Annotated in this window: 19 protein-coding genes and 1 pseudogene; 10 read left to right on the top strand and 10 right to left on the bottom strand. The window is 60.7% G+C overall.

Translation table 11 applies throughout. From position 1 onward, the window contains the following. The first annotated feature begins 118 nt into the window (after positions 1-118). From QP971_RS08160 to galK, 6 genes are all read left to right on the top strand, one after another. Positions 119-562, top strand: coding sequence for a YdcF family protein (locus QP971_RS08160; RefSeq protein ID WP_284811341.1), 444 nt, complete (start codon positions 119-121; stop codon positions 560-562). Between the two features lie 195 nt (positions 563-757). Beyond that, on the top strand, positions 758-1657 hold the full coding sequence (locus tag QP971_RS08155; RefSeq protein ID WP_284811343.1) for an aldose epimerase family protein: 900 nt from the start codon (positions 758-760) through the stop codon (positions 1655-1657). Positions 1658-1668: 11 nt separating this feature from the next. Continuing rightward, on the top strand, positions 1669-3318 hold the full coding sequence (locus QP971_RS08150) for a sodium:solute symporter family protein (RefSeq protein WP_049383664.1): 1650 nt from the start codon (positions 1669-1671) through the stop codon (positions 3316-3318). 10 nt (positions 3319-3328) lie between these two features. Continuing rightward, entirely contained in the window at positions 3329-3571 is a 243-nt protein-coding gene (locus tag QP971_RS08145) for a cell wall anchor protein (RefSeq protein WP_239273412.1), read from the top strand. Further along, a complete protein-coding gene (gene galT / locus QP971_RS08140; RefSeq protein ID WP_049383666.1) occupies positions 3571-4665 on the top strand; it encodes a galactose-1-phosphate uridylyltransferase in 1095 nt (364 codons plus the stop codon). Before QP971_RS08145 ends, galT begins: the two co-directional genes overlap by 1 nt. Further along, on the top strand, positions 4658-5857 hold the full coding sequence (gene galK, locus QP971_RS08135; RefSeq protein ID WP_049383667.1) for a galactokinase: 1200 nt from the start codon (positions 4658-4660) through the stop codon (positions 5855-5857). The genes galT and galK overlap by 8 nt, the downstream gene beginning before the upstream one ends. Positions 5858-6036: 179 nt before the next feature. Here the strand turns inward: galK and QP971_RS08130 are convergent, their stop codons facing one another. Continuing rightward, entirely contained in the window at positions 6037-7080 is a 1044-nt protein-coding gene (locus QP971_RS08130) for an RNase H family protein (protein ID WP_284811345.1), read from the bottom strand. 250 nt (positions 7081-7330) lie between these two features. Here QP971_RS08130 and QP971_RS11415 point away from each other — a divergent pair, with 250 nt between their 5' ends. From QP971_RS11415 to QP971_RS08115, 3 genes are all read left to right on the top strand, one after another. After that, on the top strand, positions 7331-8233 hold the full coding sequence (locus QP971_RS11415) for a type IV toxin-antitoxin system AbiEi family antitoxin (protein WP_489687070.1): 903 nt from the start codon (positions 7331-7333) through the stop codon (positions 8231-8233). 187 nt (positions 8234-8420) lie between these two features. Continuing rightward, positions 8421-9584, top strand: a complete 1164-nt coding sequence (locus tag QP971_RS08120) for an NRAMP family divalent metal transporter (RefSeq protein ID WP_198493230.1) — start codon at positions 8421-8423, stop codon at positions 9582-9584. Then, positions 9584-10354 carry a putative hydro-lyase gene (locus QP971_RS08115; protein ID WP_284788022.1) on the top strand — a complete coding sequence of 257 codons (771 nt, stop codon included), beginning with the start codon at positions 9584-9586 and terminating at the stop codon, positions 10352-10354. Before QP971_RS08120 ends, QP971_RS08115 begins: the two co-directional genes overlap by 1 nt. Here the strand turns inward: QP971_RS08115 and QP971_RS08110 are convergent. The 5 genes from QP971_RS08110 to QP971_RS08090 all read right to left on the bottom strand — a co-directional run bounded on the left by QP971_RS08110 (position 10351) and on the right by QP971_RS08090 (position 17333). Continuing rightward, positions 10351-10971, bottom strand: a complete 621-nt coding sequence (locus tag QP971_RS08110) for a GntR family transcriptional regulator (protein WP_269954105.1) — start codon at positions 10969-10971, stop codon at positions 10351-10353. The two genes, QP971_RS08115 and QP971_RS08110, sit on opposite strands and share 4 nt — an antisense overlap. Positions 10972-11039: 68 nt before the next feature. Then, entirely contained in the window at positions 11040-12821 is a 1782-nt protein-coding gene (locus QP971_RS08105; protein WP_239273420.1) for an acetyl/propionyl/methylcrotonyl-CoA carboxylase subunit alpha, read from the bottom strand. Continuing rightward, on the bottom strand, positions 12811-14385 hold the full coding sequence (locus QP971_RS08100; RefSeq protein ID WP_239273421.1) for a 5-oxoprolinase subunit B/C family protein: 1575 nt from the start codon (positions 14383-14385) through the stop codon (positions 12811-12813). Before QP971_RS08100 ends, QP971_RS08105 begins: the two co-directional genes overlap by 11 nt. Next, positions 14385-15146: a LamB/YcsF family protein gene (locus QP971_RS08095; protein ID WP_269954103.1), complete on the bottom strand. Its 762-nt coding sequence runs from the start codon at positions 15144-15146 to the stop codon at positions 14385-14387. The genes QP971_RS08100 and QP971_RS08095 overlap by 1 nt, the downstream gene beginning before the upstream one ends. A gap of 288 nt (positions 15147-15434) precedes the next feature. Beyond that, entirely contained in the window at positions 15435-17333 is a 1899-nt protein-coding gene (locus tag QP971_RS08090) for a fructose-specific PTS transporter subunit EIIC (protein ID WP_284792366.1), read from the bottom strand. 104 nt (positions 17334-17437) lie between these two features. On the opposite strand from QP971_RS08090, the gene QP971_RS08085 reads away from it, so the two are divergent. Next, positions 17438-17947, top strand: coding sequence for a 2'-5' RNA ligase family protein (locus tag QP971_RS08085; protein ID WP_284788573.1), 510 nt, complete (start codon positions 17438-17440; stop codon positions 17945-17947). Here QP971_RS08085 and QP971_RS08080 read toward each other — a convergent pair. From QP971_RS08080 to QP971_RS08065, 4 genes and pseudogenes are all read right to left on the bottom strand, one after another. Further along, positions 17944-19137 (bottom strand): amidase, encoded by a 1194-nt coding sequence (locus tag QP971_RS08080; RefSeq protein WP_284811349.1) that lies wholly within the window; start codon positions 19135-19137, stop codon positions 17944-17946. The two genes, QP971_RS08085 and QP971_RS08080, sit on opposite strands and share 4 nt — an antisense overlap. 135 nt (positions 19138-19272) lie before the next feature. Continuing rightward, positions 19273-20178 carry a polysaccharide lyase family protein gene (locus QP971_RS08075; protein WP_284792363.1) on the bottom strand — a complete coding sequence of 302 codons (906 nt, stop codon included), beginning with the start codon at positions 20176-20178 and terminating at the stop codon, positions 19273-19275. A 21-nt stretch (positions 20179-20199) separates the two neighbouring features. After that, positions 20200-21750: an alkaline phosphatase D family protein gene (locus tag QP971_RS08070; RefSeq protein ID WP_269954375.1), complete on the bottom strand. Its 1551-nt coding sequence runs from the start codon at positions 21748-21750 to the stop codon at positions 20200-20202. Positions 21751-22415: 665 nt separating this feature from the next. Continuing rightward, positions 22416-22559, bottom strand: a pseudogene (locus tag QP971_RS08065) (IS256 family transposase); the annotation flags it as partial. Positions 22560-22637: the final 78 nt, after the last annotated feature.

Below are 22637 nucleotides of genomic sequence, written 5' to 3'. Positions count from 1 at the left end.
GGTTTGGGCGTGTGAGCCGGTGTCCGGCCCTCCTGGGTGCAATCGATTGCACATTGGAGTTAAAGGTACGGCTATTTCCATCTTCCTGTCAAGAGCTGGCAAGTCTATGCTGGTATCCATGTCTGACCCGCTTCTCGTCTTGGGTTCCCGCGTAACCCATGGCTATCCCGGCGCTATGCTGCGCTCGCGCCTTGATAAAGCGTTGGCGCTTTATAGCGGTCAGCGCATCATTGTCTCCGGCCGTGGTGAGGCGGGACCAATGGCTACATACCTCATCGAACGTGGCGTGCCGGCCGAGCGCATTGTGGTGGAACTGGAAGCCACGAGCACTAATGAAAACCTAGAGAATGCCCACCGCTTGGCCCCGGATTCCGTATTGCACGTGGTGACTAATGATTTTCATGTCCTGCGCACAGCGTTGTGGGCTTGGCACTTGGGCATTGCCGTGCACCTGCATTCCGCGCGCACCCCGTGGCGGTTGATGCCGCGCAATTACCTGCGCGAAGTCTTGGCTACGTCACACTCCGCGGCGCGAATAGTGTGGCGGCGGATGCAGGGGTAGTGTTCCCGCCCGGTGTGGCGGCCCGCTGTCCACCGGCGCTTCCAACCCCGAAAGAGGTTAACTGGAGGTTAACTCAAGGGCGGTGAGCTGCTGAAACCGTGGGTTTGAGTCGGTAGTTATGCAAACGATTGACCGACGCTTCGCAGTACTCCTAGGCTAAATGCAACGAAAGTTATAGCCAGAAAGGTCTTTGTTATGACCAGTGGAGGAGCGGCTGGCCCTGACGCTGACTACCCCAGCGTCGCACTTGCCCATGGCGATTATGCGGCCGAGATTGGTCTATTCGGCGGTGCTCTCAAGGCGCTGACCTATCGCGGTGCGCCCTTGGTAGAAAGCTATGGGGGCAAGCCGCCGCTGATGGCTGGAGTGGTGCTGGCGCCGTGGCCAAATCGCACCGAAGATGGCTGGTTTGAATGGCAGGGGACCGGACACCAGTTGGAGATCGACGAACCGGAGCGCAATAACGCCATCCATGGATTCGCGGTGGATTGGTGGCGCATCAAGGAACGCTCGGCCAACCGGGTGGCTCTCGCCTTTGATATTGAGCCGCGCCAGGGCTGGCCGTGGACGATTCAACTAGAGGCCACCTACGCCCTCGATGAGCAGGGATTGCACCACCAGCTGACCGCACGCACCACGGAGCCCGGCGAGGTTCCCTTCGCCTATGGGCTGCACCTCTACCTCTCCCCACAAGGGGCGGGGGCGGAGGAAGCGGAGCTCAGTGTGGACGTCGGCAAGCGCCACCTGCTAAACGCCCGCAACCTGCCTACGGGAAAGACGCAGCAGGTGCGCATCGCTAATCAGCCCATCGCCGAGGTGGATTGGGACGATTGCTTCCACGGCGAAGGCCCACTGACGGCCGTGTATTCGGCCGGTGGAAAGGGTGTGCGCTTGGAGATGGGCGAGGGCCTGAACTGGGTGCAGATGTTTACCCCGGCCGATTTCCCGCGGGCAGGCGGCCCCGGCAAGGCATTAGCCGTGGAGCCCATGAGCGCGCCGCCGAATGCGCTGCGCAGCGGTCAAGACCTCGCGCGCCTGAGCGCTCAGAAACCGCAGAGATTCACGCTGCGCCTTGCAGCAGAGAACAATAACTAGAAAGGTCAGCCATGGAGACTGCTGAATCCGTATTGAGGCTCGATGCCTCCTGGGTGGACTACTTCTTGGTAGCCATCTACTTCCTCTTCGTGCTAGGCATCGGCTGGGCCGCCAAGGCCCGAGTGTCTAGCTCCATCGACTTCTTCCTCTCCGGCCGGGGATTGCCCGCCTGGGTTACCGGCCTGGCCTTCGTCTCGGCCAACCTGGGCGCGGTGGAAATCATCGGTATGTCCGCCAATGGCGTGGAGTATGGCTTCCAAACCATGCACTACTTCTGGATCGGCGCCATCCCGGCCATGGTCTTTTTGGGCATTGTGATGATGCCGTTCTACTACGGCTCCAAGGTGCGTTCGGTGCCGGAGTTTATGCGCAAGCGCTTTGGCAACGCCGCGCACCTGGTCAACGCGATTTCTTTCGCTGTGGCCCAGCTGCTTATTGCCGGCGTGAACCTGTACTTGCTGGCCACCATCGTGGAGGCCCTGCTGGGCTGGCAGATGTGGGTATCGCTCCTCGTGGCTGGACTCATCGTGCTGTCCTATATCACCCTGGGCGGACTTTCGGCCGCCATCTATAACGAGGTCCTCCAGTTCTTCGTCATCATCGCCGCACTCGCCCCGCTGACCATCATTGGTTTGAACCGCGTTGGTGGTTGGAGCGGGCTGAAGGACGCGGTGGCCCAGGAATCGCACTTCCACACTTGGCCGGGCACGGATATCTCCGGTTTTGAGAACCCGGTGTGGTCCGTCATCGGCATCGTGCTGGGCCTCGGCTTCGTGCTCTCCTTTGGCTATTGGACCACCAACTTCGTGGAAGTTCAGCGCGCCATGGCCTCGGATTCCATTTCGGCTGCCCGCAAGACGCCGATCATCGGTGCCTTCCCCAAGATGTTCGTGCCCTTCCTCGTGGTTATTCCGGGCATGGTCGCCTCCGTCTCCGTGGCCGATTTGATGGAGGAGCGCGCGGAGCCGAATGACGCCATCTTGCTGCTCATGCGCGACCTTTTGCCTAATGGCCTGCTAGGCGTGGCGATCGCCGGCCTGCTCGCTTCCTTCATGGCCGGCATGGCTGCGAATATCTCGGCCTTTAATACCGTCATCTCCTATGACATCTGGCAGACCTACGTGGTCAAGGACCGCGAGGATGACTACTACCTGAAGTTCGGCCGCATCGCCACGGTTATCGCCACCGCTATTGCCATCTTTACCGCGCTGCTCGCGCAAAACTTTGGCAATATCATGGACTACCTGCAAACCCTGTTTGGGTTCTTCAATGCGCCGCTGTTTGCCACCTTCATTCTGGGCATGTTCTGGAAGCGCATGACCCCGCACGCCGGTTGGTCCGGACTCGTAGCCGGTACCGCTTCCGCCATCGCTTTCTGGTACGTCGCATCCTTTACGGACATGATCAACCTGCCGGGCCAAGGCACGGCCTTTGTGGCGGCCGGTGTCGCCTTCGTGGTGGATATCCTAGTCTCCATCGTGGTTACCCTGTTCACCCAGCCCAAGCCGGATAGCGAGCTGGTTGGTTTTGTTTCTTCCGTGACCCCCAAGGATCACTTTGAGGACTACACCGAAAAGTCCTTGCCGTGGTACCAGCAGACCGTCCCGCTGGGCATCATTTGCCTGGTGATGGCCGTAGCCCTCAACGTCATCTTTGCCTAAGGAGCCCAACATGTCTGAGAAAAAGCGCGCGGGCGCATTCGACCTGCGCAATGTTATCGCCGCACTCCTCGGCCTCTACGGCCTAATTTTGCTCGGCTGCTATTTCTTCCTTGACCCAGGCATCAACCCGGATACCGGGCATGCTAAGAACGCCAGCGATAACCTATGGGCAAGCCTTGCTTTGCTGGCCGTGGCCGCCGCCTTTGTGCTGTGGGCGCGCCTGAAGCCCATCACCATCCCAGGAGAAAACTAATGGTTGAGATTACCTCTGCCGCGCTTGCCGACGGCCGCGAGATCCTCTACTTCGATGACCAACCCCACCCCGATCGCGTGCTTGTCGACGCCCGCGACATCCCCACCGTCGCCCCCGCCTCCGAGATGCGCCGGGATCCCCTTACCGGGGATTGGGTGGCCTTTGCCGCCCACCGTATGAACCGCACCTTCTTGCCACCGGCCAACGAGAACCCGCTGGCGCCCACGCGCGAAGGCCAGCTGCCTACGGAGATCCCCAGCCCCAGCTATGACGTGGTGGTCTTTGAAAACCGCTTCCCGTCCTTTGCCACCACCGCGGACATCGAGCATCCGGAGGACGATAACCTGCTTGGCATGGTGCCACGCCTTCCCGCCCGCGCCCGCTGTGAGGTGGTGTGCTTTACCGAGGACCCAGCTTTGTCCTTCAAGGACCTGCCGGAATCGCGCATCCGCACCGTGATCGAGGCCTGGGCTCACCGCACCGCTGCGCTTTCCCAGATTGACGGCGTGCAGCAGGTATTCCCCTTTGAAAACCGCGGCGAAGAAATCGGCGTGACCCTCCAACACCCGCACGGCCAGATTTATTCCTATCCATTCCTCTCACCGCGCCTGCGCTCCATCGTGGATTCCGCCCGGGCCTACGACGGCGACCTCTTCCAGGATCTCCTCGATCGTGAGCGCGCCGCCGGCACCCGCATCATCGCCGAAACCGAGCACTTCACCGTCTTCGTCCCCGCCGCCGCCAAATGGCCGCTCGAAGCCATGGTCCTGCCCAATGAGGAGGTCCCCGATTTCGCCGCGCTTTCCGGCGCCCAACGCGCCGACCTCGCGCCCCTGCTCAAGAAGCTGTACTCCGCCGTGGACCGCTTCTTCGATGGCGTGGACAAGACCCCGTATATCGCCGGCTGGACCCAAGCGCCGGTGGACCCGGACCTGCGCCCCGGCATCCGCATGCACCTGCAGCTCTTTTCGCTCATGCGCTCGCCCGGCCGCATGAAGTACCTCGCCGGTTCCGAGTCCTCGCAGGCCGTGTGGATCAATGACACCACCCCGGAGCGCATCGCCGCCCGCTTTAAGGAGATCTGGGATGCTTAACTGGATTGACACCCGCAGCGATGCGGAGCTAGCAGCCGCAGCCCGCGACCTCTTCACCGCTGCCTTCCCGGACGCGCCCGAGCCCGCCGGTGTGTGGGCCGCGCCCGGCCGCGTCAATCTCATCGGCGAGCACATCGATTACGCCGGCGGCGCCTCCATCCCCTTTGCGCTGGAACAAAACACCGCCGTCGCCGTCGCACCCCGCACCGATGGCCTTCTCCGGATAGCCTCCGAATACGACGGCAGCGTTGCCCAAGCTAGCCTCCCACTCTCCGAAGTCCGCCCCGGCCACCCTTCCGACTGGTCCGGCTACGTCGCCGGCACCGTCTGGGCCGCCACTGCCGCGGGCGTCCTGAACTGCACCGGCCTCGATATTGCCATTGTCTCCGATGTCCCCGTCGGCTCTGGCCTGTCCAGCTCCGCCGCCCTCGAGTGCTCCGTGGCCGTGGCCGCCTACGAGCTTTGCCACGGCAAAGCTCCCGATGATGCCGCCCGCGCGCAGCTGGCCCAGGCTTGCATCCGCGCCGAAAACGAGGTGGTTGGCGCCTCTACCGGTGGCTTGGATCAAAACGCCAGCCTCCTCGGCCAGCGCGGCAAGGCGCTATTCCTGGATTTTTCCACCGGCGCCGTCGAGCGCGTGCCGTTCAATATCGAGGCCCAGGACATGGTGCTGCTTATCGCGGACACCAATGCGCCGCATACGCTTTCCGACGGTCAATATGCCTCCCGCCGTGGCATCATCGACGCCGTTCAGGCTGCCGCCGGCCGCTCCATCCGCGAAATCCCGGATGCCGTCGCCTTCGCCGCGACCGTCAACCCCCAGGAGGCTGAACTCTACCGCCGCCGCGTGCGTCACGTGGTGGAAGAGACTGAGCGCACCTTAGCCGCCGCTACCGCGCTCACCTCATCCGCCCCGGCAGAGTTCCGCCGCCTCATGCGCGAAAGCCACATTTCCCTGCGCGACCTGTACGAAGTCACGACCCCCGAGCTTGACTCCGCTTTCACCGCGGCCGGCGAAATCGGCACCCGCATGACTGGTGGCGGCTTCGGCGGCGCAGTCATCGCGCTCATCCCCCGTTCCGACGTCGAGTCCACTGCCCAGGCCATTTACGACGCCGCAGCATCCCGCAGCTTCCCAGAACCCACCTTCTTGGTGGCCCGCCCGGGAGACGGGGCCCGCCGCCTCGCCTAACTCTGCAGCCCGGCTCGGCTTAGTTGCGCCCCTCCCAGTGCGCCTCTTGTCGACGCGCCTATTGTCGTTAGGTCCATACTGATCAGGCTGATCTGAAGGCTGGGCCGCCTCAGATCGGCCTTAACTCCCTCAATTCGGCCTGATCAGATCGGCCCTAAGCCCTAAACACACCGATCGGATCACAATGCCGAGAGGGCTTTCTGAATTCCCTCGCGCAGAGTCTCGCGAGACTGCTTCATCGGATGCGCAATCGCGCGCAACCCCATGTACGCAATCTGGTCGGCCGCCCGATTCAGCGGATCGCCCGCATGCCCGAGCACACGGCGAATGTCGACCTCGCATTGGCCTTGGATATCGCCCCAAGCTTGCTGGAATCGGGACCGCGCACCCGAAGACACCCCTCGCCACGTGCGCCCCGGCCGCGATGCTTTAGAGCCGCGCTTATGCACAATCTGCTCGACCGCCTCCAAAGCGGCTACGGAATCGGACTCAATAACCGCCTTGCGCGCACCCACCTTGAGCAGGTATTTCAGCGCGAGCGTCAGTGCTTCGAGCTCGAGCTCATCCGTGCTCGCCTTGGTTTCTCGAGTTCGTAACCGGTAGTCGCCGTTTCCCGCAACGAAGCACATCGACCCCTTGAATACAGTATCCGAGGAAGCATCGGTGGCTATGCGAACCACGTCGCCCTCGGGCCACGAGGAGGCGCGCGAGAAGTTCGGCCACCAGTGTGCTTTCGGCGTCTCTACCTGTGCCGCTTGCTTCTTTTTCGGCGCCTCACCCATCTTGCGCGCTTTTCGTGCGGTGATGCCGGCTTGTTTTCGGCGCACAGAGCTCGCGCTCTTCGAAGCCCTATTTTCTTCCGCAAAGCTTCCCGTCACCGTGAAACCGTCTGCCGTGAGTGCCGCTCGCAACGCATTCTGTCTGCGACCAGTGACAATCCACACCCGCCCGTCGAGTCCTTTGAGTGCTCGTTTGACCTCGCGTACGGCGATATCGACGATATCGCCCTTCTTCGTTTGGCCGCGGCGCACAAAACGCGTCTGTTTAGTATTGACCGCGATGACCCAGCCTTCGATGGTGCCGTTGGGGGCGGAATCCCAACGCTCGTCCCAGAGCGCGACCGCAACGTGGATTGGTGCTGAGACCATATCCGAGGTGATCTTGCGGGTGCCGTAGGTGCGCGATTGCGTACCGGTTAGTTCTGAGAGCTCGATGGGTTCCATTATCTCTAGTAAAGCACGGTTAACAGCGCTGCTGAATTATCCCCCACACCGCCGCTTTGAACTACTTCCCCTTAGGTCGAATGTGATCGAGCTGATCTGAGCACAACCCGCCCTCAATTCAGCCTCAACGCCCTCAATTCGGCCCGATCACCTTGGACCTAAAGTTCCGACCCCACTCGAGCTCCTCGGAAGTTCACCTTCCTGAGCCTCATGACGCGTGCCCCGCCCCGCCAGCCGCGAAGATGAAACCATGATTACAGATCACTTCATCAACCTTCGTTACGCCGGAGCCGAAAGTCCGCACCATTTAGCCCTCCAGTGCGGGGAGCTCACCCAGATAGCGCCCTGGGTCGCCCTTCCCACGGCCACCTGGAGGCAATGGGTGCGCCATAAACAACAATTCGCCAAAGTAGTCGCTGCCGGGTGGAGCACTCACCGCGCCGTCCTCATCAGCAAATCGGCTGCGCGGCTGTGGGGAATATGGGTAATTTCTAGGGAAGGGGAGGAGGTGGAGTTAGCGGTGCCTTCGGGAAGCGTTCCCCCTCGCAGGCTCACCGCGAAAGGATACCGGTACCGCCGGGTAAAGTTCCTCCAGGAATCCACGGTGTCGATAGCTGGTGTGCGCGCCACGAATCCCGCCCGCACCTGCCTCGAAATCGCCCGGCTACATGGCTTCCCAGATGGCCTGGTAGCTACCGATTCTGCGCTCAGACAACACGACGTCACCACCTATGACTTGCGCGAAGAACTGGCAAAAATGCGGCGCACTAGGGGACAAGCAGCTATGCGTAAGGTTATCGAGCACGCGTATGGCGGATCGGAATCGCCCTATGAGTCCTATCTGCGAGCCCTCATTATCGAGCGTTTCCCGCAGGTGAAAATTGAGCCGCAGAAGCCGTTGCTCGGGAAATATCGGGCGGATCTCTGTCTCGATGGCTGGCTGGTACTTGAGGTCGATGGCGATGCCAAATATGACGGTACCTATGGCGAGACACCCGCCCACGTGGTCAAGCAGCAGATAAAGAGGCAGCGAGCGCTAGAAAACCGCAGATACGTGGTGCTGCGCTTTGGTTCCAGCGAGGTGAAAGCGGTGGACGAGGCATTGCGGATAATCTCTAGCCACCTGGGAAAACGCGGCGGGAAAGTTGCCTAGATCACCCCCGCGCCACCCCGCAGTACATAAAAGTTGTTGAACAAAAGGCATAGCAACCTTTAAGATGATGCGCATCACAAACTAATGCGACCTGCATCACGAAAGGTGAAATCTAGTGAGTGCTGAGACATCACACGCCACTCCGGCGCAGGCGGGGGACAAGACCCCGCCCAAAGGCCTCGGCGCCATGGCTGGTGCCATGTTCCTTATGGCCACCTCCGCCATCGGTCCGGGATTTTTGACCCAGACCTCGGTCTTTACCGTGCAGATGGGCGCTTCCTTCGCGTTTGCGATTGTGCTGTCCATCCTCGTTGACATCGCTATCCAGCTCAATGTGTGGCGAGTTCTCTGCGTGACCGGCATGCGCGCCAATACTTTGGGCAATACCGTGCTCCCTGGCCTGGGCTGGGTGCTTGCCATATTCGTGTTCATCGGCGGCGCGGTCTTTAATATCGGCAATATCGCCGGTTCTGGCCTAGGCATTAACGCGATGCTGGGCATCGATTCGCGCATCGGCGGTGTCATTGCCGCGGCCATCGCGATCTTCATCTTCCTCTCCAAAAAGGCGGGTATGGCCCTCGACCGCCTCGTAGCGGTCCTGGGTGCGGTCATGATCTTGCTTATGCTCTACGTTGCGGTGGTCAGCCAGCCACCGGTGGGCGAGGCCCTAAAGAATACCGTCGCACCGGGCGAGATCGACTTCTTCGTCATTACCACCATCATTGGTGGCACCGTTGGTGGTTATATCACCTTTGCCGGCGCGCACCGCCTCATCGATTCTGGCCACACCGGCGTGGAAAACGTCAAGAACATTACCTATACCTCGGTAAGCGGCATCGTGGTCACCGGCATCATGCGTATGCTCCTTTTCTTGGCGGTTCTCGGTGTGGTCGCCACCGGCGTGGCGCTTTCGGACGACAACACCGCGGCCGATGCCTTCTACAATGCCGCCGGCGAGTTTGGCCTGCGTGCCTTCGGCGTGGTCCTCTTCGCGGCCGGTTTGTCCTCGGTTATCGGCGCCGCCTATACCTCGGTATCCTTCGTGACCTCCCAGGGCACCTCGACGCGCACCCGCAATATCCTCACCATTATCTTCATTGCGGTGTGCACGGTAGTCTTCGTAGCCATCAACTCCGCGCCACAGAAGTTGCTCATCTTCGCCGGCGCCATCAATGGCCTGATCCTGCCCATCGGTTTCGCCCTCGTGATGTGGGTGGCCTGGCGCCGCCGCGACCTCCTACAGGGCTATAAATATCCCAAGTGGTTGCTGGTTATCGGCGCCCTGGCGTGGGTACTCACCATCTTCATCGGCTTCAAGGCCTTCTCCGGCATCACCGAGCTGTGGGCATAATGCAGACCCCAGAGCAAGTGCGTGAGTATGCGCGCAGCCATGACATGGTCACCACCGCCGGGCATGCCCGCGGTTTCATGCAGGCTAACCTGCTGGCCGTGCCGCAGGAATACGCCTTTGACTTCTTACTCTTTGCCCAGCGCAATCCCAAGCCATGCCCGATTGTGGGCGTGCTGGAAGCCGGTCAGTACACCTCCGAGCTGCTGCCGGGCGGGGACATCCGCACCGATATTCCGGCCTACCGTGTCTTTGAAAATGGCGAGCATACAGCTACGCTTGCCGACGCCACCCCGTACTACACCCCAGACATGGTCAGCTTCCTCATCGGTTGCTCTTTTACCTTTGAGACTGCGCTGCAGGATAACGACATTGAGGTCGCGCACATTGCCCAGCAGCGCAACGTGCCGATGTTTAAAACCACGATTCCCACCACCCCGGCCGGTGTCTTTTCCGGGCCCATGGTGGTCTCCATGCGCCCGATTCCGGCCGCGCAGGTCTCCGATGCCGTGCGGATTACCTCCCGTTACCCATCAGTTCACGGCGCCCCGGTCCACGTGGGTGACCCGGCGGCCATTGGTATTGAGGACTTGAACCGCCCGGACTTTGGTGATCCGGGCGAAGTGCCGGAGGGCTGCCTGCCGGTCTTTTGGGCCTGTGGTGTGACCCCGCAGGCCATCGTGATGGAATCTAAGCCGCGCTTAGCTATTACGCACGCACCGGGCCAGATGCTCGTGACCAACGCCCGCGATCAAGATTTTCTCATTCCTTAATCGTCCAGCACGGCGAGGATCTTCTCGCAGGTATTCATGAGGCTGTCATGCGAAAGCGTGGCGGCCTCGAGGCGTTTTCCATCTGCGATAAGCGTGGCCAAGGTGATATTTCCTTGAATATGGTCCGCATGAAGCTGCGGGTACCGCGGGATTGCTAGCAAGAAGGTGAGCCGCATGCGGGCGAGCAGATTATCCATCTGCTCATTCAAGGTAGGGGAGCCTAGCGCGGCCACCAGCGCGCGGTGGAAGCGCTGATTGATGGCGGAGACTTCCTGGTGCTCGCCGCGTGCCGCGTAGTCGAAGGCAGAGGAAGTCAGGGTGACGAGTGAGGGGGCGTCGGAAAAAGCGCCCCAACGTACCGCGGCAGGCTCGATTGCCGCGCGGGCGGCGAAGAGGTCGCGGATGTAGTCTGCATCGGGCGTCGCAAGGAATACGCCTCGGTTGGGGATGCGCTCGACGATGCGCTCCGCGGCAAGTCTGGTGAAAGACTCGCGGAGGGTATTGCGCGAGCAGTGAAAGCGCTCGGCCGCCTTGACCTCGCTGAGCTGCTCGCCCGGCTGAAACTCGCCGGCGGAGATGGCCTCGCGCAACTCGGAGGCGACAGACTGGGAAAGCATGACCACAACTGTACTAAAAAGTTATGCACCTCACATTCAAGATGAGGTGCATAACGATGGAGCGAGCGCTAATCGATGGTCGCGATGACCTTGGAGGAATCCAAACGGTCACCTTCTGCGGCCAGGAGCTTGATGGTACCGCCGCGCGGAGCCTTGATGGCCGATTCCATCTTCATGGCCTCGACGGTGGCGATGGCATCGCCCTCGGCCACGGTATCGCCGTCCGCGACGTTCCAGGCCACGAGGTTGGCCTCGAACGGGGAGGTGACCGCATTGTCATCGGTGGACTGCGCGCCAGCCGAAGACGGTGCGGTGGACGCGGAGCCACCGGCCGAGGCGGCGCCCGGCGCGGCAAGGAAATCCACGGGGACGCCGACGTTGACCAGCTTGCCGTCGATTTCTACGGCCACAGTGCGGCGCTGGGTGTAAATGGCCTCGACTTTTTCCACCTGGTTGGCGGCAGACGGGCGGTAGTTGTGATCCACCCAGTCAGTAAATACGCCAATCTCGGCGGCGCCGGCGGCAGCGGCATCGTCTGCTGGGGCGGCGGTGCCGATGAGTGCAGGCTCATCCATCATGTCGCGGTGGAACGGCAGCACTGTGCGCACGCCGGTAACGGTGAACTCGCGCAGGGCAAAGCGGGCGCGAGCCAGGGCGATCTCGCGGGTCGGGCCCCACACCACCAGCTTGGCAATCAGGGAATCATAGTACGGCGGAATGATAGAGCCAGAGCGCACCGCGGAATCTACGCGGATGCCCGGGCCGGTGGGCGGCTCGAAGGAGACGATGGTGCCGGGGCACGGGGCGAAGCCATTGAGGATGTCCTCGGCATTGATACGGAATTCAAAAGCGTGGCCGTGGGACTCCGGATCCGCATCGAAGGACAGCGGCTCGCCGGCCGCGATGCGGAATTGCTCGGCGATGATATCGGTGCCGGTGACTACCTCGGTGACTGGGTGCTCGACCTGCACGCGGGTATTGACCTCGAGGAAGGAGATGGTGCCGTCTTCGGAGACGATGTATTCCACGGTGCCGGCGCCGGTGTAGCCTACCTTGGAACAAATGGAGCGGGCGCCTTCGATGATGCCGTTGCGTTGGGCGTCGGAAAGCGCGGGCGCCGGAGCCTCCTCAATGAGCTTTTGGAAGCGGCGCTGGGTGGAGCAGTCGCGGGTGCCGAGCACGCGCACATTGCCGTGCGTATCGGCCAGCACCTGGGCCTCGACGTGGCGCGGGTGGGTGAGGAACTTCTCCACATAGCACTCAGCGCGGCCGAAAGCCTCCATGGCCTCGCGGCCGGCAGAATTGAATGCACCCTCAATCTCTTCCATATTGTCCACGACCTTCAAGCCGCGTCCGCCACCGCCATAAGCGGCCTTGATGGCAATGGGCAGACCGTGCTCTTCGGCGAAGGCGCGGGCCTCCTGCCAGTCATCGATGGGATCGGAGGTACCCGGTGCCAGTGGCGCGCCGACCTCCTCGGCCACGCGGCGCGCAGCGATCTTGTCACCGAGCAACTCGATGGACTCTGGCGACGGGCCAATCCAGATCATGCCGGCCTCGGTAACCGTGCGGGCAAAGTCGGCGTTTTCGGACAAGAAGCCGTAGCCCGGGTGGATGGCATCGGCACCGGCACGCACCGCGATATCAAGCAGCGCGGGCACGTTCATGTAGGTATCGGCCGCGGTATTGCCCGGCAGCGCATAAGCTTCATCCGCTACCTGGGTATGCAGGGCACCTGCGTCCGCCTCGGAATAAATGGCGATGGACTTAATGCCCAGGTCGCGGGCGACGCGGGCGATACGCACGGCAATCTCGCCGCGGTTAGCAATGAGGACGGTTTTAATCTGCATTCTGTTCTCCAGTGTTCAAGGCTTGGGGTGCAACGAGTTCAAAGTTCACGCGCGCGCCGGGTGGTAGCTGCGCGGCAATATCAATATCTTCTTCCAAGACGGTGGCGATTACCGGGTAGCCGCCGGTCACGGCATGATCGCGCAGGAAGACCACGGGCTTGCCATTAGGTGGGATTTGGATGGAGCCGGCGACCATGCCCTCGGAGGGGAGCTCGCCGTCTTTGACGCGTTCAATCGTCTCCTCGCCATCGAGGCGCAGGCCCACGCGGTTGGAATCCGAAGTGACGGTCCACTCGGTGTCCAGGAAGGCGGAGACATTATCGCCAAACCAGTCATCGCGCGGTCCGAGCACGCAGCGCAAGGTGGCGCGGGTTTTGCCATCGGAGCTTTCACGCACGCGCAGCGGGTTAGCCAGCTGGGCGTCGGTCATGCCGGTAGAGCGCGGCAGCACGCCGATGACATCGCCGGTGGTGACCGGGTCCGGGCCAAGGCCAGAAAGGACGTCAGTGGCCGCGGAGCCAAGCTCGGATTCAGCAATAATGCCGCCGCGGATGGCCACGTAATTGCGCATGCCTACCGTTGCAGGATCCACCGTGACGGTGTGCCCGGCCGTGACCAGCACGGGGCGGGCGAGGTGGACTGGCATCTCGCCGAGGCGCACACGCGCGGTCGCGCCGGTGACACAAATGACGGTATCGGTGAGCGCGTGGAGCTTAATGCCGCCGATATTCTCCAGCACTGTTGCCCCGCGCGGATTGCCCACGGCCACGTTGGCGGTCGCGGCGGCGGCGCGGTCGGCGGCACCGGAGGGGGTCACGCCGAGATCGCCCACACCGGGGCGGCCCAGGTCTTGGTAGAGGGTGAGTAGGCCGGCATCGATAACCTCCATGCGCGGCAAGCGGGCAGGGGCGCGTTTCGAGCGGGCAGAGTGATCGACTAGCTCCGGCAGCTTATCCACGCTGCGATAGCGCACGCGGTCTCCCGGCTGTACCAGCGCCGGCGGGTTAGCATTGGAATCCCACATCGGCGTATTGGTGGTGCCCAGCAGCTGCCAGCCGCCCGGGGAAACGCGTGGGTACACCGCGGAAAACTCGCCCGCGATACCTACGGCGCCGGCCGGTACCGCGGTACGGGGATTGGACCGGCGGGGCACCGCGCGCGCCTGGGAGGGGTCCGACGGCGCGCAGTAGGTAAAGCCTGGAGCAAAGCCACCGAATGCTGCGGTCCACTCGGTAGAGGTATGCCAGTTAATGAGCGCTTCGCGCGAAAGTCCCAGCAGGTCTGCGGCCTCGTCCACATCCTCGCCGTCATAGAGCACATCAATTTCTACCGTGCGTGCCTCCGCAGCCGTCGCGGCGGCAGGGGAGAAGTCCTGCAAAAATTCCGCCGCATCGCGCGCCGAATCGGGTGCTTCAAAGGTCAGCAGCAAGGTGGTGGCGGCCGCGATGCAGTCCACCTGATTCTTCAACGGCTTGGCAGAAAGCGCCGCGTGCCAATCCATCACCTGGTTCAATCCATCCAGGTCAATGAGCAACGCGCGCGTGCCCACAAAATTAATGTGCATTAGATAAAGCTCCGAATCTCGATGCCTTCTTCCCGCAGGCGCTCCACTACGCCGCGCAGCAACTTCACCGCGCCGGGCGAATCGCCGTGGGTGCATACGGATTGTGCATCTACCTCTAACTTCGTGCCATCCACGGCCGTGATCGACCCGGTCTGCGCCACCTCCAGTACTCGCTGCACCACCTCATCGGCGCTACCCAGCACCGCATTGGCTTCCTTGCGCGAGACGAGCGTGCCATCGGGGTTGTAGTTGCGGTCTGCAAAGGCTTCACGGATGACGGTAAGCCCGCTGCGCTTGGCGACGTCCACCGCTACTCCCCCCGGCAGCAGCATCACCGGCAAATCACCAAAGGCCTTAATGCCCTTGATGACGCCTTCTGCCTGCGCCTTATCCTTCACGATGGCGTTATACATCGCACCGTGCGGCTTCACATAGGAAACCTTGGTGCCATTGGCGCGGGCCAAAGCGTCGAGCGCGCCAATTTGGTAAGTCACCTCGTCTGCGAGTTCGTTCGGGTTGTAATCAATGAAGCGGCGACCGAAACCTGCGGCGTCGTTATAACCCACGTGCGCGCCTACGGCTACGCCTGCTCCTGCAGCCGCCTTGAGCGTGCCGGCAATCGAGTGTGGGTCACCCGCGTGGAAGCCCGTGGCCACGTTTGCGGAGGACACCATCTCCAGCATCGCCGCGTCATCCGCGACCGGATTGCCCGCGGTCGTTTCTCCCAAGTCCGCGTTCAAATCAATATGGAGCGAGGACATTCAACACCGTCCTTTAAGATTGTTGAACAATTCGAATGCCTTTTAGTGTAACCCTCGCCACTGTCATTTGTGAAGACGGTTACTTTTCATTTACCCGCGTGCGCACCCCCACCTAGGCATGAGAAAACCGCCCCGCCCCGGGTAAGAGGGTCTGAACTGCTCCCCACTAGTTGTTGGCAACTGATTTCTCAGTCCAACTAATGGGGAGCAGTTCATTCCTGCGCGGTGTTGGCATAAGAAAAGCGCCCAGCGGGGATAACCGCTGAGCGCTAGTAGCTGCAAGACAATTTAGGCCTGGGAGGTTGCGGCTGCGTTGTCAGTCGATGGTGCAGGGGAGAGCACCTTTGAAATGATGTCGGCGGCTTCCTTGCGCGTCTTCGCACCGTGGAGCTGTGCGCGGAAGTCCTCTTTCATGATGCTGCGGGCCAGCTTGGAGAGCAGCTTGAGGTGCTGCTTTCCGGCGTTATCCGGAACGGCAATAAGGAAGGCCAAGGTGGTCGGGTCCTCACCCGCGGCCCACGTGACGCCCTGGGGCAGGCGCGCGAAGGCGAGAGTTGGTACCTTCACCCCCGCAGATCGAGCGTGCGGAATGGCCACTCCGTGGCCCACTCCAGTGGAACGGGTGGATTCGCGCTTCAACGCGGCGCTGGCGACCGCTTCTGCATCGGACATTCGCGAAGAGGTGAGCTTCACCATGGAGCGAATGACCTCTTCGCTGGAAGAACCCAGGTCTTTATCGAGGCTAATCGTATCGACAGCAACAAGCGGCTTATCCTTGCGCTGCGTCAATCCCACTAGCAGGAGAATAAGGCCAGCACAGACAGCGATGCCGGCAAGCATGGCGATAAAGAAACCAACGACGTTATCTACCGCGCCGAGCACCGCGACGATCGGGCCGCCGTGCATGACGTGGTCTTGTACACCAAATAGACCGGCGAGCGCACCAGCTACGGCGCCACCGGCAACGTTGGCAGGGATAACCTGTAGCGGGCGTGCGGCCGCGAGCGGGATGGCGCCCTCAGTAATGCCGAAGAATCCCATGAACAATGCGGCGATGCCCGCATCATTTTCAGCCTTGGTAAACCACCGGCGGCGCAGGAGCGTAGCTACACCAACGGCGAGAGGCGGTACGGCAATCGCGCATGCTGCCATGCCCATGGGTGCCGCATTACCGGCCGCGATCATGCCGCCGCCAAAGAGGAAGGCTGTTTTATTAAAGGGACCACCCATATCGAAGGCGATCATGGCGCCCAGGATAAGACCCAGCACGATGACGGAGGAGCCCTGCATGCCAGCGAGATAGTCGGTCATTGCCTCGAACGCGGCCGAAACTGGTGCGCCAATGAGCAAGATGAAGATGAGCCCCACGATCAGCGTGGTGAAAATCGGGATGACGATGATGGGCCAAATCGGTGCAATGAACTTGTGTACCGGAATCTTCTTAATGGCAAGAGCCACATAACCGGACAAAATACCGGTGACAATGCCGCCCAAGAAACCGGCGCCCGCCTCAGAACCGTAAAGCGAGCCGGTGGTGGCGATGAGGCCAGTAATAAGGCCAGGGGCAAGGCCCGGCCGGTCCGCGATGCCCACCGCAATATAGCCAGAGAGCACCGGGACCATCAGCGAAAACGCCAGCGCGCCAAGCTCATTGACCGTATTCCAGAAGCTATCTTCCGGAATCGCCATGCCCTCCGGTGTGGGCGTGCCGCCGATGGAGAGGGCGACCGCGATGAGCAGACCACCGGTCACTACGAACGGGATCATGTGCGAGACGCCGTTCATCAGTGCCTTGTACAAGGTTTGACCAACGCTATTTTTGCGAGGCGTCTCTTCCTCTGTCTTCTCGGAAGAGCCCTCCCAGCGCGAGGCGCTCAAGGCTCTGCTGAGCAGTTCCTTCGGGTGTTTGATGGCCTCGTCCACACCGGTGGCCTCGAGGCGTTTGCCATGGAAGCGGTCTTTGGAAATTACAGTATCGGCACCGATGACAATGGCATCAGCGTCTTCGATATCTTGCTTGCTAAAGGTTCCTTCGACGCCGATGGAACCGTGAGTTTCAATCTTGATGCGGTAGCCCAATTCTTGGGCTGCGGCCTCGAGGTTTTCGGCCGCCATGTAGGTATGTGCGATGCCCGTCGGACACGCCGTGATGGCGAGGATGAGGGGCGATGACTCTGAAGTGCTCATGACTCTCATTAAACGGCAAACGTTTGCGCTGGCACAAGAGGCAGTGATCCACTTCTTGGACTGTACGCTGGAAGCACTCCACTACAGAAAGGGAACGCTCGCCTGTGAGTAAAGCATCGCCGGATAATATCTTGCTCTACCTGCCGCAAAAGCAGGAGGAACAGGTGCGCGAAATCTTTGCCGGCCTTGCAGAGCGCGGCTTTCCCGTCCAGCAGCAACGCCCGCACATTACTGTGACCTTTTCGCCGCATATGCAGCCAGAGATCGTGGATTTAGCAGCGCAGCTGTTGCCGGCCGTCATGCCGGCAGATTTCCGGCGGGTAGGAAACGTCATTTTTGGCACCAAACGCAAGCAGACGGTGGCTTGGCTCCTTGAAACGACCGATGAGCTAGAAATTGCCGCGCGAAAAATCAGTGCCGCTAATCCGGATGGGCGCGGGCCGCGGTGGACCCCGCATTTGACCATGGGGTTGCGCCTGCCGCGTGAGGAGGTTCCTAGCTATATCCAAGCAATGGATGAGCTCACCTCATCGCACTTCAAGGAGCTTAGCGCCGTAGAAGCCGCCTATTGGCGGCCGCGCACGCAGGAAAAGACAGTGCTGGCCGAGGCCTAGAGCAGGGCCTGCAGAGCGCGGGCAACGCGCAGCACGGTCAGGTCCTCGCCCGGCTTGCCGACGACCTGCACCGCATCACCCACACCTTCTTCCTCTTCGCCGCGCAGCGGCACCGTAATCGCCGGCCATCCGAGCACGTTGAAAGGCTCGGTCCAGCGCCGCAGGCTCGCGGCCGATTCCGCAGTATTTTCCGCGGTGATATCGGACCACTTGAGGGGGCCGGAATCGAGGGTAGGGGTGAGGATAATGGGGGCGTCGCCAAGCAGGGCAAGCGCTTTCTCGCGCAGCTCTTTCACGCCCTGTGCGGCCGCGTCATAATTTTCTTGGCTGATATTTTCCCCGCCCAGTACACGCTGCAGGATCACGTCCTGATACTTATCGCGTTGGTCCAGCAACGGCCGGTGGACGTCATAGACCTCCTTCAAGCGCATCGGCTCGTAGAGCTCAGCCGTGGCGGCGATGGTGTCTTCCAAATCCACGCTCTCGGCGAGCTCAAAGTCCGAGTGCTCCAGCGCCGCCAAAAGATCCGCGAAGCGCTCTCCCTTGGCCTTGAGGGCCGTGATATCAACTGTAGAAACGTCTTGCGCTGCGGCTGGTTCCTCATCTGCGGTGGCAATAAAGGCCTGCTCAATCAGGTCAATTGAGCTGGCAAAGAATCCAACGCAGTCAAAGCTCGGGGCGAAGGGAAAGACGCCTTCTACCGGAATGAGACCAAAGGTGGGTTTGAAACCCAGCACGCCCTGGCATGCGGCAGGCACACGCACCGAGCCGGCGCTATCGGAACCCACCGTAAGCTGCAGCGCGCCGCAAGCTACCAGTGCCGCCGAACCGGAACTCGATCCACCGCCGCACACTTCGGGATCCCGCGGATTGATAACTCGTCCATACGCGGAGGCATCGCCCAAAATGCCATAGGAAAATTCCTGCAGGTTCGCCTTCGCCACCGGCAGCGCACCCTTCGCCGTCAAGCGCTGCACCACTGGCGCATCCTTGACCGGTGCGCGGCCAACATTGACCTTGGTGCCGCAGGTAGTAGCCACACACGCCACATCAACGATGTCCTTGAATGCCACCGGTTGTCCCATGAGCGTGGGCGATTCATCCACCGCGTGCTCATCAAACGGGATGATGGTGATCACCGCGTTAAAATCCTGCTGGGCTCGGTGCAGGCGATCAGAAACTGTAGGCATAACGGAAGCTAAGTCCTTTCAACGTCGGCGTCCTTTGCTGCTGACGATGTAGTAGAAGGGTGCAGATGTTACTACCGTACATCAGGAATCGGTGAACAATTTCCCGTTTCCAGGCAAAGCACCGCCTGCGCGGTGTTACTTAGCAAAGATTCCCAGCGCATCCCATGCAAGCCAGCCGCCTTCGCGCAGGGTGAAGACCAGCTGGTTCTCTCCTTCCTTCAGGGTATCTTCGGCGAGATCAAACTCGATTGCTGCGGGGCGCAGCGGGGTCGGGTCCCCGCTGGCATCGCCTTGGCGCGAACCTTGCGTTGCGCCCTGTGGGAGCTCTATTTGTTTATGAAAATCATTAATCGTGATATCGAGAACACCGCCGAGCTTGGTGGTATCAATGAGCCACAATGCCAGCGCCGCTTTTGAAGCAGGCTTATCCAATTTCACCGTCCACTTCAGCGTGTAGGACTTGCTGCCCGCCCACTTGTCGCCGGGGCCGGGGAGGAGATAGGGGACCTCGGCAGGCGTAGCATCCGGTCCAACAGTGATTGTCTGGTCTGGGTGCGCGGTGACGATCTTCTTATAGTCCTTTGGTGAGTACTGAAATTCCGTGCCCTTTCGGTCAAAGGAACCAATCGTGGCTAGCGCTTTGCCGGCAGTGACCGAAGGCAGGGAGGTAGACGTCGCTTTGCCAGAAGGAGAGGACTCAGCACCGGCAGCATCAACCACCTTGACATAATATGACCATTTTTCACCGGCAACATCGCGCCGTGAGTGGTGGAAGAAAGGGAAGATGGTCTTGCCCAGCAGCACGTCTACACCATTAGGATCGGTGCCGATGACTCGGTAGTGATCCAAAACGACGTTCCAAGAAACATGTTCCCAGGTGATGTAGTTTTCCATGAGCTGCGGCTCTGCCTGAATGCCGGTTACGACCGGCGGAGCAGCACTCGCGGTAGGAGCTGGAGCAGAGGAACCCTGGTCAGAGGAATGTTTGCGGGAAGAACCGTGGCGAGAGGAAGAAGAGGAAAGCGAGCTAAAAAGTCCCATGATGAATTGTCCTTTCGGGGCTTAGAGGGAGCGCAGCGTGTGCTCGCCGGCATTGGTACGGAAGGAGAAAGCAGTCTCACGCGGGGCGGTATCATCGCGCTCGATCCAGGGCACGACAACGAATTCGGAATCGAGGTGCTCGCGGGTAGCGCGCACTTTGATGTAGCCACGGCGCTTATCCATGGCCTTCACATACGGCTTTTCCAGCCACTCGGTGCTCTTGGAACCAGCGAAGCCATCGCCATCGGAAGCAATGGAGGTAGCGACCAATTCCACGCCGACGGGCTGGCCGGATTCGGATTGGATTTCGGCAGCGCAGTGTTGGTGAATATCGCCGGTGAAGACAACGGGATCGCTGACCTTGGAGAGGGACTCGATAAGGCGGCGGCGGGCTGCTGGGAAGCCGTCCCACTGGTCGGTGCTATCGGCGATCGGTACGACGACCACGCTATTGACCACCACGTTCCACTGTGCCGGGGAGGTGGTGAGTTTATCGTTGAGCCACTGCTCTTGCTCCGCGCCCAAGATGCTGGCATCCTCCGCGGATTCTTCGCGGTATTGGCGGGTATCGACTAGATTGAAACGCATTAGCGTGCCCACGTCGAAAGAATCATAGATGCGGTTATTGGGGCCTTCGGGAAGCGCCGGCGGGGCCACCGGAAGATTCTCATAAAAGGCACGGTAGGCAGCCGCGCGCTGGTACAGGAAGTGCTCGGCCGTGGTGCCAATCTCGGACCAACTACCGGCGTAGTTATTTTCTACTTCGTGGTCATCCCACACAATCGCCATCGCGGCGCGTGCGTGCGCGGCCTGCAGGTGCTTATCAGATTTGAAGAGCGAGTAGCGCAGGCGATACTGCTCCAGAGTCTCCACCGTTGCCTTGAAAACATTGGGCACGCTTGCGCCCTGGCGCCAGAGATTATCGCCTTCCACAATGCCGTATTCGTAAATGTAGTCACCCACGAAAATCGTCATATCCAGGTCCGGTTCCTGCGCAATATGCTTCCACGGGGTGAAATAGCCGTGGTACCACGCCTGACACGAAGCCACTGTGAAGGTGAAATTATCCACCTTCGCACCGGGCGCCGGCAGAGTCTTAAACCGACCTACGGGGCTCACCTTGCCATCCACGCGGAAGCGATAAAAGTACTCAGTTGCAGGTTCCAGCCCAGTTACCTGTGGATGTACCGAGTGCGCCAGCTCGCGTTGGGCTAGGGCTTCGCCCTGCTTGACGACGTCCCCAAACCTCTCATCCTTCGCAACTTCCCAACCCACGCGGACATCGCCGCCGGTCATGCCGCCGTGACCATCCTCGGCCAGCGGTTCCGGGGCCAAGCGGGTCCACAAAATCATCGAATCGTGCCGCGGCGTACCCGCCGCTACGCCCAGGCCAAAAAGTTCCGAATCCTGCGGCAGTTCACCACCTTGCGAGGATCCCCATGAACTCAGACTCGACTGCGCACCCGCCTTCGCCGGTGCACTAATCCCCGCAGCCACTGCTGCGGCCGAAACACCAGCAATCTGCAGGAAGTTACGACGGTTAAAAGAAGGACGACTATTTGAATAAGGCATACAAAGCTCCACAAGAGGTTAAAAGGAACTTTTCCAGCCTAAATAGCGGCAGTGAATCGCTGGTTAAATCAGCATGAAATCTATGGACTCCAAGGATCGTTCTCGCGGCAATATTCAGCCGAATGCTCTGCCTGGCAGTTAAACCACCACTTCTGGTTTTCAGCGCGCATCTGCTCAACTTCGGCAGAACGTGTCATATAAGCAGGGATGTTGGGATCATAATCTGAATCTGAGCCGCGATCCCCGTTGCCTACCGGCGAGGAGCACTGAGATGGATCGGAGACGTAGTGATCCGTTTGCGGGCACCGGTAGGGGTATTTTGCCATTTGCTCGTCGTGGAGGTTCTGGCATTCTTGCGCCCAGCGAATAGTCCCATCGCTGTACCAACCGTTGGTGGTCCAACTACCGCCGCCATATACGCACTCGGTCAGGGTGGGTTCTGTGGTGGATTGGGCGGTGTTCGTTAGGGGAGCGTCGGCAAGCGAAGGCTCAGCTTCCGCTGCCGGTTGCGGCTCCGAAGAGGACGACTCGGCCGCAGAGCTTGTGGAACTAGAGCTGATAGTTGAACTATTGCTCGTGCTGGAGGAGCTAGTTGCAGTCGCTCCTTCCGGTTGCAAATCCGGAGAGGTAGAGAGTGTCCGATTCTTTGTGTGCGGAGGCTTGGTTTACAAGTAATCTGCGAATCGGTTGGGGTAAGCCACGGCTAGTTGGTTGATGGCTTGTTTCCATCCGGTGGCTTTCGCTCCTTCAATATAGCCGTTGCACTCAATGTTGCGCTTTGCTTTCTTCGCTCGCTGGGCAGCGCGCTTGGGTCAAGTCCTGGGTAGTGGTGTATCTGTTTTCGAATCTGGGGTTAGTTTCATGGCGGTGGTTTAGGGGCCATCTCG

It is taken from the genome of Corynebacterium marquesiae (assembly GCF_030229635.1).
GTDB classification, from domain to species: domain Bacteria; phylum Actinomycetota; class Actinomycetes; order Mycobacteriales; family Mycobacteriaceae; genus Corynebacterium; species Corynebacterium marquesiae.
Note: the sequence above shows the minus strand (reverse complement) of the source record. Positions and strands in the feature narration are given on the sequence as shown.